General features: G+C 59.4%; 8 protein-coding genes and 1 pseudogene. 6 read left to right on the forward strand and 3 right to left on the reverse strand.

What is annotated here, in order from left to right:
* Positions 1-63: 63 nt before the first annotated feature.
* Entirely contained in the window at positions 64-1206 is a 1143-nt protein-coding gene (locus ACZ89R_RS02620; RefSeq protein WP_429546809.1) for a patatin-like phospholipase family protein, read from the forward strand.
* Between the two features lie 9 nt (positions 1207-1215).
* Here ACZ89R_RS02620 and ACZ89R_RS02625 read toward each other — a convergent pair whose 3' ends face one another.
* Positions 1216-1869, reverse strand: coding sequence for an MliC family protein (locus tag ACZ89R_RS02625; RefSeq protein WP_429546808.1), 654 nt, complete (start codon positions 1867-1869; stop codon positions 1216-1218).
* A gap of 86 nt (positions 1870-1955) precedes the next feature.
* Complete coding sequence (locus tag ACZ89R_RS02630; RefSeq protein WP_429546807.1) at positions 1956-2960, reverse strand: AraC family transcriptional regulator; 1005 nt, start codon at positions 2958-2960, stop codon at positions 1956-1958.
* A 178-nt stretch (positions 2961-3138) separates the two neighbouring features.
* Between ACZ89R_RS02630 and ACZ89R_RS02635 the strand changes: the two genes are divergently transcribed.
* From ACZ89R_RS02635 to ACZ89R_RS02655, 5 genes and pseudogenes are all read left to right on the forward strand, one after another.
* Positions 3139-4896 carry an alpha/beta fold hydrolase gene (locus tag ACZ89R_RS02635; protein ID WP_429546806.1) on the forward strand — a complete coding sequence of 586 codons (1758 nt, stop codon included), beginning with the start codon at positions 3139-3141 and terminating at the stop codon, positions 4894-4896.
* A gap of 174 nt (positions 4897-5070) precedes the next feature.
* Positions 5071-5526, forward strand: a complete 456-nt coding sequence (locus tag ACZ89R_RS02640) for a hypothetical protein (protein WP_429376438.1) — start codon at positions 5071-5073, stop codon at positions 5524-5526.
* A 46-nt stretch (positions 5527-5572) separates the two neighbouring features.
* Positions 5573-5647 (forward strand): annotated as a pseudogene (locus ACZ89R_RS02645) (hypothetical protein); the annotation flags it as partial.
* 28 nt (positions 5648-5675) lie between these two features.
* Positions 5676-7148, forward strand: coding sequence for a DUF3300 domain-containing protein (locus ACZ89R_RS02650; RefSeq protein ID WP_429546805.1), 1473 nt, complete (start codon positions 5676-5678; stop codon positions 7146-7148).
* 26 nt (positions 7149-7174) lie between these two features.
* Entirely contained in the window at positions 7175-8062 is an 888-nt protein-coding gene (locus tag ACZ89R_RS02655) for a DUF2950 domain-containing protein (protein WP_429546804.1), read from the forward strand.
* Between the two features lie 61 nt (positions 8063-8123).
* On the opposite strand, the gene ACZ89R_RS02660 is transcribed toward ACZ89R_RS02655, so the two are convergent.
* Positions 8124-12956 (reverse strand): M10 family metallopeptidase C-terminal domain-containing protein, encoded by a 4833-nt coding sequence (locus ACZ89R_RS02660; RefSeq protein WP_429546803.1) that lies wholly within the window; start codon positions 12954-12956, stop codon positions 8124-8126.
* Between the last annotated feature and the right edge of the window lie 177 nt (positions 12957-13133).

Genomic DNA, 13133 nt, shown 5'->3' on the forward strand with positions numbered 1-13133 from the left:
GCAGAGGCCGGAGGAGGCGTGTTGAAACCATTCCCGCTCAGACCTGGCGCCTCAACCCTGAACATGTTGCGTCAAGCATGCCTGCAACGCCGTGATGCGGTGCCGCCAACGTTAACGGAAAAAGCGCTGATCCCGGACATTCCAGATGCTCGCTACTGGCTGGACCAGGACCTGACGCCGTTCATTCGGGATGTGAGCCAGGCCAACCTTCGAGAGGCTGAGGCTCTCGCCCGCGCAGGGCTACCGAATGACATCCTGCCGAGGGCAAATTTGCTGGCCGTTTCGGGTGGCGGTGACGCTGGCACATTCGCCGGGGGCATCATTGCGGGATGGACCCTGCATGGGACTCGACCTGTATTCAAAGTCGTCACCGGTATTAGCGCTGGCGCCCTGGTCGCCCCGTTTGCCTACCTGGGGCCCCAGTACGACGATGTCATTGTGCGAATCTGCAATGCAGTCGGCCCAAAAGACATTTTCCATGCGCGCAATTTGCTGACCCGTCTTACCAGCGATGGCATGGCACACAGCAAGCCACTGTCGCGGCTCATTGCACAGCACGTCACTGCCGAGACTCTTGCGGCGATCGCCTCGGAATACGCCAAGGGACGGCTCCTGATGATCGGTACCACCGACCTTGATTCAGGGCGCCCGGTCACCTGGAACATGGGCGCTATTGCCTCCAGCCAGGCACCGGGAGCGCTCGAGCTGTTTCGCAACATCATGGTCGCGTCGATGAGTATTCCCGGTGCCGTCTCACCCGTCATGATTGATGTGGACGTTGACGGCCACCCGTTTCAGGAAATGCACGTGGACGGAGGTGTCCTTACGCAGGTGTTCCTTTACCCACCCGGCACCGTGATGGCGCTGAACCAGGTGCCCGGGGCGCGTTTGCGGCGTGAACGGCATTTCTATGTGATTCGCAACGGCAAACTGGAACTGCAATGGTCCGGAACGAAGCGCCGAACCTTGAGCATTGGCGGTCGTGCCATCAGCGCATTGATCCAGACTCAAGGGATCAGCGATCTGGACCGAATTTACCGAATTGCCCAGCAGGATGGGGCGGACTTCAATCTGGCGTACATCGGCTCCGACTTCCGCATTTCTCGCCTCCATAAATTCGATGGCGAGTACATGAAGCGCTTGTTCAAATACGCCTTTGAACTCAGCGCCAAAGGCTATCCGTGGCATAAATCGCCGAGTACGTGAGAGACGGTCTCAGCCGATCGGCTCGGCCGTACAACTCATTTCCCCTGAGCCTGGCTTCTGGAAAAGCACCGCGTTGCCGTTTTGCCAGAAGCTGTAGTTCCCTTGGGAATCCTTGCCGGTGTATTGGGTTGCCGAATCATTCTGCACCTGACTCAGAGTGATCGAGCTGTTCGCCCATTTCAGGTACACGACACCAGGCTGCGTGTTAAAGAAAGTGGCGGCAAGCAGCGCGTTAAGCCCTGTACACCGAAACGCCAGGGGGCCTTCAGTGAGTCTGTCTGGATCCTTGGTTCTCACAATGGCCGAACCTTGGCGTAGCTGATGCGCGCGCTCGGCATAACTTCGGATTGTGCATGCCTTGGGCGCAGGGTCGGAGGCACACTGATTGCGGGCGTCGATCCAGAATTGCTGGTCGATCATGATTTTGTCCGGACGCGGTACTGAATGATCGTCCGTGAGCGCCAGGCGATAAAGACGCGTCAGTTCGATATCCATCTGCATCAGTTGTGGGTCGCGACAAATCAGCTTTTCGACCGACGCCGTTGCTGTGGCGCAGTCGAAACTGGTGTGGAAGATGGGCGAAGCATTTGCACAGGTGCTCGTCGCCGCGCACACGCTGGCAGCGAACAGACAGGTGAGCGTTTTCATGTTGGGCTGATTCATTACCTGATACCCGGATTGCTGTGGGATCTATTGATCCGTTGAACAGTCATTTGTTCGCATTGGGTGTATCGCAGTATAAGGCTGTATTACAGATTGGACTGGCGAGCGCGCCAGGTTGATGGACTGCAATCGAAGTGCCGGCTGAACCAGCGGGAGAAGGCGCTAAGTTCGGAAAACCCCAGAACCCCGGCGATCTCACTCAAACGTTGATTGGAATGTGCCAAGTGACGCATTGCCAACTCTGCACGCACCTGATCCAGCAGCGAGGAAAATGTTTCGCCCTCCTGCGCAAGCTTGCGATGCAGTGTTCGCCTGTCCCATCCCAAATTGGCCGCCACTTGTTCCACCGAGCAATGGCCCGTGGGCAGCACTGTCCAGATCATCTGGCGCACCTTTTCAAGTAAAGCTGTTTTGGATTCTTCGCGGATACTGTCCAGATACTGATGAACATAACGGGCCCTGTCCGGATCGGCACTGGGCAGTGCCTTGTCCAGATCGGTACTGCGGCAAACGATGCCATCCATCAGACTATTGAACTGCACGGAGGTGGCGAATATGCGGCGGTGTCGACTGTCGTCCATCGGCGCTGCGTGACGAAAGCAAACCATTGAAGGGTGCCAGTGGTTTCCCAGCAAGGTTTTCAGCAGGCGGTGGGTCACCCCCACTGACAGTTCCATCGCCTGACGCACCGGCAGGTTTCCCACCGTGACCTGTTCCATGCGCAAAACCACCACGCCGCCACTCTCCTCGATATTCAACACCAGCCCCTGATTGTGGAGGAAAAGGAAGTCGCGGAACGCTTCCATGGCCGAACGGATCGTCTGTTCGTCCCGCCACAGCAGCGCCAGAGGCCCCAGATTGGAGAGCTTGCGGGTTTCGGCCATGCGCAAGCCAAAATCGTCCACACCCGCTTCACGCGCCGAATTTTCGAGCAGGCGTGCTACAGCTTCGTTGGGAATCTTCAAGTCTGGTTGAAGCAGGCATCGGGGATCGAGGCCGACAAGGCGCAATTGCTGCAGGTAATCGACGTGTAGCAATCGGGCTGTTTCAGCGTAGTTGGTCAAGCTGGCACTGCGAACAAGGCCACTCATGAATGATGACTTCTCAATCCGGGACAGCGATTTATCAGCTTAGCAGGTGGATGTCCCGCAAAGTCAAGGTGAACGCCGGCAGCTGCGCGACACTGCGTCACGTCCCATCGTGCCTGCATCGTCAGGTGGGGATTGCTCGTTGCCCTCAAGGCTTGTGTACAAAAACAAGAGAATGGCTATGAATAAAACACCTCGTATCACTCGATCAACGGATACGCCTGCCAAACGTCGCCGCGCGCCAAAAGCTCTTCAAGAGCAGCAGAAACAGGAGTTAGCGGTCAAGACAGCACAGGTTGCTACGCCATTGCTCAGGGTGCGCCCGGTCGATCTGCTTAGCGCCTCCGGTTCCCTGTTCAAGGCCGTGGGCAAGACGCCAGTCAAGGCCGCGCGGCATGTTGGCAGTTTCTTCAAGGAACTGGGCAATATTGTCGCCGGCAGCTCCAGCGTGGCACCGAATCCCAAAGACAAACGTTTTTGCGATCCGGCCTGGCAATCCAATGCCTTGTTGCGCGGCCTGTTGCAGAGCTACCTGGCTGGCAATGACGAGCTGAGCCGTTTTATCGATGAGGCCAATCTCGATTCCAGAGAAAAGGGCCGTGCCCGGTTCATTGCTGCACAGTTGTTTGATGCACTGGCGCCGAGCAACCTGCTGCTGACCAATCCCGCCGCGTTGCGCAAGTTGCTCGATACGGGCGGCATGAGCCTTGTCAAAGGGATCGGGCAGTTCTCCCGGGACCTGCGCCACAACGGCGGGATGCCGATGCAGGTGGACAGCGCGCCGTTCAAGGTGGGAGAAAATGTCGCCACGGCGAAGGGCGAGGTGGTGTTGCGCACCGAGATGTTCGAACTGCTGCAATTCGCCCCAACCACGAAAAATGTACATGCCCGCCCGTTGGTCATGTCACCGCCGCAGATCAACAAGTACTACGCCATTGACTTGTCACCCGACAAGAGTCTGATCAAATGGATACAGGACAGCGGTATACAACTGTTCGTCGTCAGCTGGCGCAACCCGACCAGCATGCACCGCGACTGGGGCTTGTCTGAATACGCACTGTGCCTTGACCAGGCAGTGGACGTCGCGCGGCAAATCACCGGTAGCGCGGATGTCAACATGTGGGGTTCCTGTTCGGGTGGCCTGACGCTCGCGGCCTATCTCGGCTGGCTGGCGGCGCGCGGTGAAGGCGCCAAGGTGGCGAACACCAGTTGGGCGGTGTGCGTGCTCGATATGCCCGCGCTCTGCGGTGACACCGCCATCGGCCTGTTTGCCACGCCGGCGGTACTGCGCGCGGCGAAGACCAGTTCGCAGTGCAAGGGAACACTCAGCGGCCAGGACATTGCGCGCATGTTCGCCTGGATGCGACCCAACGACCTGATCTGGAATTATTGGGTCAACAACTACCTGTTGGGCAACAAGCCGCCGGCATTCGACATTCTGGCATGGAACAACGACTCCACGCGGCTACCGGCAAAGCTGCATGCCGACTACCTCGATCTGGCCCAGCACAATCCCTATAGCAACCCGGGGGCACTGCAGATCGCCGGCGAGTCGATCGACATGAGCAAGATCAAGGTCGGTGCCTATGTGATCGGCGGCACCACCGATCACATCACACCGTGGCAGGGCTGCTACGGCACCGCCCGATTGTTCGGCGAGGACAGCACCTTCGTCCTCTCCAATGCCGGCCATCTACAGAGCTTGATCAATCCACCGGGCAACCCAAAGTCGTATTTCTACGCCGCCAATGCAACTGCATCAGATCCGGAAAGCTGGCTGCAAGACGCAGGTGAGAGCCACACCGGCAGTTGGTGGCCGCATTGGCGGCAGTGGATTGAGCACCGGTCGGGCGCTAGCCGGCCAGCATCGCGCAAACTGGGCTCACGCAAATATCCGCCGTTGTATGCAGCCCCGGGCCATTACGTCCTGGAGCGTTGAGACTGGCTATATTGCGGTGTAAGTCAGTGCTCAAAACTACCCACACCAGTTCGAGGGGTGCACAAGTACAAAAGGAATTAGAAGTTGCACTCTAAGAACATTGTTCCAGGGTTAGTCGCCAAACGCTGAACTAGACTCAAAGATCCAAAGCACACTGATAGCAGTGGAGGCTTTATGAAGAAATCCATCCCCCCCTGCGTGGCTACGATTGTCTCGGTATTCTGCCTTTGCGCTTCAGCCGAGACCGTAACGCCGCTCAAAGGGCAGTCCCCCGAATTGATTCAGCAGGACATCAGTTCATGCCAGGCTCAAGCCGGGAACGCAGCAAGCACCAGCACAACGCCTGAATCAGGTGGACGTGCCCGTGGTGCCGCTACTGGCGCAGTAGCCGGTGCAGCGGTTGCCGGAGCGCGCGGTCGTCAGCATGACGAGCTTTATGACAAGGTAGACGACGACGTTAAACAGGAATATCGACAGAACCAGGCCAAGGATGCGGCGGTGGCAGGTGCGGTTGTAGGTGGATCTCGGCAACGTCAGGATCGTCGTCAGGATCGCCGGGCAGAACCGGCGGCTACTGCTTCCGCCTACAACAGTTGCATGCAGCAACGGGGCTATCAGATCACCCCTTGAACTTGCGTTAAAGACTTCTTGAACTTGCGTTAAAGGCTTGAAGAAAGCCAAGAGCATGAAGATCTGTATCGTCTTTGACGGGCGCGACGGTGCAGGGAAGGGCGGAACGATCAAGGCGCTCAAGCCTGCCTGACCACAGAGGGGGTGCAATGCGCATTCCATTGTTCTACGCAGTGTCAGCTGTATTGTTTTTGAGCGGATCTTCCTGCCTGGCGCAGCCATTGGATGCGAGCGCGCCCCCAAGCACTGTCGATACAGTGCCCGTCACCGCGGCGGCCAAAGATGCCGTGTTTACCCAGGAGCAGCTGGATCAAATGCTGGCTCCTATTGCGCTTTACCCGGACCCACTGCTGGCCCAGGTGCTGATGGCCACCACGTACCCCGGGGAAATCGCCGAAGCGGTCACCTGGTCTAAAGCACACCCGGACGCCAAAGGCGATGATGCGGTCAAACAAGTGGCCAACCAGCCCTGGGATCCGAGCGTGCAGGCGCTGGTTGCTTTCCCACAAGTCATGGCAACGCTGGGACAGGATCCCGTCTGGGTGCAACGCCTGGGTGATGCCTTCCTGGCGCAGCCCGACGATGTCATGGGGGGTGTGCAACGCTTGCGTCATCAGGCCCAGGCAGCAGGCAACCTGCAGAGCAACCAATATCAGAACGTGACGGTGCAGGCGGCTGCGGCTCCGGCAGCTTCGGCTCCGGCTCCGGCCAGCAGCACCTCCACGATCATCATTCAGCCCTCCGATCCGCAGGTGGTTTACGTACCCAGTTATAACCCGACAACAACCTACGGCACCTGGCCTTATCCGGCATCGCCTCCCGTGTACTATCCACCGCCGCCGGCCTATTACCCCGGTTCGGCATTGATGGCCGGACTGGCCTTTGGTACCGGTGTGGCTATCATCGGCTCGTTATGGGGTGAATGTGACTGGGGCAACAACGACATCGACATTGACGTCGACCGCTACAACAACATCAATCGCAACAACCAGATCACTAAGAATCAGAACAAGTGGCAGCACAACGCTGTTCATCGCGATGGCGTTCCCTACCGAGACAGTAAGAGCCGCGAACAGTACGGCCGACAACTGGACGGTGCCCGTCAGCGTGAAGCCTATCGAGGGGACAATGCCCAGCGAGCCCAGGCTCGTGAAAAAGCCCGTGGTTCAATGGACAAGCACGGTATCGAGCGACCTGCCACCAGCAACCGCGAAGCCCGTGATTCGGCGCGCAAAGCCCAGTCTGCAACTGCGCCCGGCAATCGGATGCAAGCCGGTACCGACAGACCGAAGGTGTCTGACAGGAGCCAGGGCACTGCCAGAAGTACTCGGGAAAATCAGCAACCCAGGAAACAGTCCGCTCAGGTAAATCAGCGCGGGCAGGGCGATTTGCAAGGGCGCCAGACGGCGCAAAAACGGCCGGCTGCCAGTACGGGCAGTGCGGGCAGTGCGCGCAACAATGCATTCGCCGGCGTGCGCTCACCGTCCCAGGCCAACGCACAAGCCAGTCGTGGCCAGGCCAGCCAGGCATCCGCCCGGCGCCCCAGTGCCTCGCGTCCAGCCGGCCATCAGGTCAGTCGGCCGTCCAATCCACCAGCGCGTCAAAGGGGGGGCCGTCGTTGAAAAACAATGCTCGAGTGAAGGCACTCATGGGCTTGCGCCTTCATGTCATGGCGATCGCTGCCGGCTTGACGTGGTCGTGCATCGTTACGGCACAGCAGGCATTTCCAACCCCGGAAATGGCGGCCCAGGCGTTCGTCGAAGCACTGGGTACGGAATACGCCGATCAGGCCCGCCTGACCGATTTGCTGGGTAATGAATGGCGCAGTTTCATCCCGCGCGAAGGCGTGCAGCGCAGTGATGTGGATGCGTTTTTGAAGCAGTATCGCGAGCAACACGCCATTGAAAAAACCAGCGATCGCAAGGCGGTCCTGTCGGTTGGCAGTGACCACTGGACACTGCCTATCCCCATGATAAAAGCCGCGAACGGTTGGCGCTTCGACATCGACGCCGGCAGCGCCGAAGTCCGTGCACGTCGAATTGGCCGCAACGAACTCGCCGCGGTGCAATCAGTGCTGACTTATCATGACGTCCAGATGGAGTATGCATCAGTGGATCATGACGGGGACGGCGCACTCGCCTACGCGCAAAAAATCTTCAGCACCGCCGGCAAACACGACGGCCTCTATTGGGAGGACGACGATAGCGGTCAGATCAGCCCGTTGGGGCCTTTGTTCGGCAAAACCATTGCCGGCGAAGACTGGCAGGGCTATCACTTCCGCATCCTTGATGGCCAAGGTCCTTCGGCCCCGGGCGGCGCCTATAGCTACCTCATCGGTGACGAGATGAGCCGTGGTTTTGCACTGATCGCCTGGCCGGCGAAATACGCTGACACCGGGGTGATGAGTTTCATGATCAGTCATGAAGGGCAGGTGTTCGAAAAAGACTTGGGACCCGGTGGTGACCAGTTGGCGCAGTCGATGAAGCGCTTTGATCCAGATGACAGTTGGAAGGTGGTTACCGTGGGGCAGGAATAGATCTGCCTGGGACTGCAAATCCCTTTGGGAGCGGGCAAGCCCCGCTCCCGGGGATGTGAGCCTAACCCAAGACTGTGAAATCGCTGGCGTGCAACTCCTGGACGCCTACCAACTGGATTTCGAACTCCGGCGTGGCGTCGGCATCGACACTGCCGTAAAGAATGCCATCGGCAAAGCGCAGTTGGCCGGTGGCGTCGGCAGGGTCAAAGGCATTGCTGCCGACGAAGGTGAAGGCGTCGACAGCGGTGGTCAGCGGGTTGGCGTCCAGGCCGGTGAAATCCAGAAGATCGCCCTCGGTGCTCTTGAATCCGTTGATCACATCGCGCAAAGCCCCGATGCCCATGTCCGACAGCGCACCAAACGCGTAGGTATCCGCGCCAGTGCCAGCGGTGAGGTTGTCGGTGCCGGCACCGCCGATCAGCCGGTCGTTGCCCGAACCGCCCACCAGCGCATCGTTGCCCGCACCACCGTTCAGAACGTTTGCGGCGCTGTTGCCCGACAGCGTGTCGGCGTAGGCGCTTCCCGTCAGGTTTTCGAAGGATTTCAAGGTGTCGAGTCCGGAACTCACGGTGTTTTGTTGCGCTGATGTCGAGAGGTTTACGGTGACGCCGGACAAGGCGCGTTCAAAGGACACCGTGTCATTGCCATCGCGCCCATCCAGCACGTTGTTCCCGGCGCCGGCGAACAACGTGTTGTCCAGCGCGTTGCCCGTGCCATTGGCGGCGCCAGTGCTATCGATATACAGATGCTCAACGTTGTTAGCGAGGGTATAGGCCGCCAAGCTGCTGTGCACACTGTCGACCCCTCCAGGCACCGCATTGCTGTTGATCTCGATCACGGTGTCGTTGGCGTTATCGACATAGTAGGTGTCGTTGCCATCGCCGCCGCTCATGCTGTCGTCCCCTGCGGCACCATTAAGCACGTTATTGGCGGCATTGCCGGTGATGAAGTTGTGCCGCTCATTGCCGGTGCCGTTGATGGCCGACACACCGGTGAGCACCAGGTTCTCGAGGTTGGCACCTAGGGTCCAGCTGACCGAGGCCTGCACCGTATCGATCTGCGAGGTCGAGGTGTTGGTTTCCACCACGCGGTCGGACGCGTTATCGACCACATAAATGTCGTTGCCATCGCCACCGGTCATGGTGTCGGCGCCCAGTTTGCCATCCAGCGTGTCGTTGCCCGAGCTGCCCACCAGGGTATCCGCCTGGTCGGTACCGGAAATCATGTTCTGAGCGTTGTCGAAAATGTCCTGCACGCTGTTGTTGTCGTTGGGATTGCCTTGCAAGCCAAGGTCATTGGCAATGTAGTCGGCCAGGCGCTGGCCGACGATCTCCGCCGACTCCTCGTGCAGGTGCCAGACGTCGTCGGGATACGCCTGCGGATCGACTTCGTGGCGCAAGGGCAGGTCGGTGTAGTCCACCGCCAGCTTGACGTCGGCGCGCTCGGCGGCGATGGCTTCCTGGGCGGCGCGGACATAGCCAACCCCCTCGACGATGGAGGCGATTTTCTCTTCCGAATAACCACGGGCACGCGCCGCGTCCTGCTCGTAGTGACCGGTTTCCATCATGTACACGCTGAAGTTGCCGAATTGGGCATGCAGGTAATCAAACACCTTCAGTGTCGCAGCCTTGTAGGCCGCTGCTGCCGCTGCTTTGTCCGTGGCGCGAGCGATCTCCTGGGCGGCTTCCTCGCCCTGGCCCCAAACGATGCCCATGGTGACGTTATCGATGGATTGCAGTTCGGTGAGCTGGTCGCGCAGCAGCGTCACGGCGCGCAACAGCGCAGCGCCAGGTTGGTTGGTGTCGGTCAGCCACCAGCACAACTTGAGTTCCTCGGCGCTGAGGGTCGACAAGCCTGTAACCGTGCTGCCGCCCACCGCGATGTCGATGCTGTTGCCATTGGCATCGGTGAACTGGCTGCGCACGTCATAGGGGGTGTAGCGGTCCAGGTCGTTGACCAGCATCGAGGTGCCGGACTGATTGTCATCCTCCGTCATGCGCAGAAGGCGCGCATTGGATTGGCCGAGGGTGGGTAGGTAGAGGATGTCCTGCTGGACGCTCTCGCCGAACACGAAGTCGCTGGCGGTCAGGGTGTTGAGGTAGTTGCCGCTGAGGGCGATTTCAAAACGATTGCCATCGGCATCCGCTACGGCGGACTTGATGTAGGTCTTGTCGCCGGCCGCGTTGAGGGTGATGTACAACGTGCCATTGCGGCCATCGCCGAGGCCTACAAAGCCCGGGCCCGAAACATCGATCTTGTCGACGCCTATGGTGAAGTCATAAATCGTGTCGGTGACCGTGACACCGCCGGTGTCGTAGTCGCGGTAGCTGTCGAGCACGTTGGTATAGCGGAAAATGTCGGCACCGTCGCCGCCGTACAGCGAATCGCGTCCGGCGCCGCCATCGACGATGTCCGCGCCGGTGCCGGCCTTGATGGTGTCGTTGCCACCGAGGCCGAGGATCAGGTCCGCACCCGCCGTGCCGTTGAGGGTTTCGGCGTTGTTGGTGCCGGTGATGGTGTTGGCGGGGGCATCGGCCACGACCAGGGCGAAGCTATCGCTGACCGATGCACCGGCCGGGTCCGTGGCTTTGACCAGCACGTTGTAATTGCCGGACGCGGTGCTGGTTGGCGTGCCGGTGAAGGTCAGGTTGGTGGCATTGAAGCCCAGCCACGCGGGCAGGGCGCTGCCATCGGCCAGGGTTGCGGTGTAGCTGAGGCTGTCGTTATCCGGATCGGTAAAACTGGTGGCCGGCACCGCGTAGCTAAACGGGGTGTTTTCGGTCGCGTTCTGATCCAGCAACGCCGTTGCCACCACCGGCGCATGGTTGACCGTTGGCGAAGTGGCAAAGACGAAATTGGCGCTGGTCAGCGTGTTGAGGTAGTTGCCCTCCAAAGCCACTTCGAAGCGGTTGCCATTGGCGTCGGCGGTCAAGGACTTGATGTAAGTCTTGGTGCCGGCACTGTTGAGCACCACATACACGGTGTTGTTCTTGCCATCCCCCAGGCCGGTGAAACCCATGGCCGAGAGGTCGATCTTGTCGGCGGTGATATCGAAATCGGTGATCAGGTCGCCAAGGTTGGCGCCGCCAGTGTTGTAGTTGCGGTAACTGTCCAAGCGATTGGAGAACACAAAGATGTCCGCCCCGGTGCCACCGGTGAGGGTGTCCATGCCTGCGCCGCCGTCGAGCTTGTCATCGCCCGCGCCACCATTGAGGCTGTCGTTGCCCGCCAGGCCGAGGAGGGTGTCGGCAGAATCGCTACCCAGCAGCGAGTCGCTGCCGCTGGTGCCGGTGATCACCCGATTGAAGATGAAGTTATTGGCCGTCAGGGTGCTGGCCAGGTTACCCGAGAGGATCAGTTCGAAGCGATTGCCGCTGGCGTCGGCGTCGTAGTCCTTGATGTAAGTGCGGTCGCTGCTGGCGCTGTAGCTGACCTGCAGGGTGCCGCCATGGCCATCGCCCAGGCCGGTGAAACCGAGGCCGGCGAGGTCAATCTTGTCCTGGGTGACGTCGAAGTCGGTGATGGTGTCATCGAAGCTTGTGGTTGCGTTGCGGTAACTGTCGGACTGAGCGACGAAACGGAACGTATCGGCGCCCGTACCGCCGGTGAGTTTGTCGATACCTGCACCACCCACCAGAATGTCGCCACCGGCACCGCCATTGATGGTGTCGTTGCCGGCAACGCCGTAGAAAATCTCGCTGGCAGCACTGCCCAACAGAGTGTCGTTGCCAGCCGTGCCTTGCACGGTGGTCATCGGCACCGTGGCGCTGACGTAGCTGCCGTCGCCATAGATCAGCGTGGCACCGTTGCTGGTGTGGCTGATGGTGTTGCCGATGATGGCGTTGCGATCAGTGCCGTCTTCGTTGCGTTCGGCGACGCCGTAGGTCGACAGGTTGCTGCCGGTGATGATGTTGCCCTGGATCGTGTTATCGCTGCCGTTGAAGTACTTGCCGGACACGCCCAGGGTGTCGTTGTAGGACTGGATGATGATTTCCGGTACGGGGTTGCCCAGGGAGTTGTTGGTGAGCGTGTTGTCGATGACCTCGACGTGGTTACTGCCGTAAATGCGAATCCCGGCGCTGGCGTTGTCGTGAATATCGACGCCGCTGACCGTCACCTCGCTGGACATTTTGATCAGCACCCCTTCGGCGCCGTTGCCGTACACCTCGCCACCGGTGATGGTGATGTTGCTGGGGGAGGGGATGTCCTCGCTGCCGCGCTGGATCACGATGCCATTGCCGCCGTTGTCGTAGGCGACGTTGTTGGTGAGTGTGAAATCGTGGGTGCTGGTGACGATGTTGAAACCGTGGCGGTCGTTGTCGTAGGCGATGTTGTTTTCGAAGGTGCTATAGCTGAGGAAGTCAGCCACGAAGCCGTCCAGGCCGTTGCCATGGGACACGCTGTTCTTGATGACCATGTTGACAGTCTGCTCGTGGGGGTCGAAACCGTACCCGGAGCAATCCTTGATCTCGACGCTGTCGAGGGTAACGTTGGAGTCGTAGCCTGCTTCGCCAGGTATGTAACCGTTGAACCAACCGTCGATCTTGCCCGTGGTGCTGTCACGGTTGCCGTCGATGGTGAGGTTGCTGACGCCGAAGTCGTGGGTTTCCTCGCCATAGGCGGAGCGGATGACCCCCGTGATCTTGGTGTCGGAGCCGTCAACCACCTTGACGGTGGTTGCGCCCATGCCGTCGCCGTACAGGTAGACGTTGCTCTTGAGCATCAGGCAACCGTCGGAGGGTTCTTCACCTCCCGAAACGATATAAGTTCCGGTCGGCAGATACACCTGCCCACCGCCTGCGGCGGCCGCTGCATCAATCGCACTTTGTATCGCCGCTGTGTCGTCTGTGATGCCATCTCCTTTGGCGCCAAAATTTTGTACATTGAAAATCATGAGTTTATCTCCGTATCGGGCAAAAAACTCGTTGAATGCCAATATTCCATCGACAGCCACCGTGTTATGACCCAGCGGAGGGCAAAAGTTGTGACCGCGTATCGGGTAAGCGTCAAAAAACCGGAGTAACTGATTAGCGGTTGCGAATGGTTTTTAGGTGTTTAGAAAAAATAACGT

It is taken from the genome of Pseudomonas sp. TE3728 (assembly GCF_056279145.1).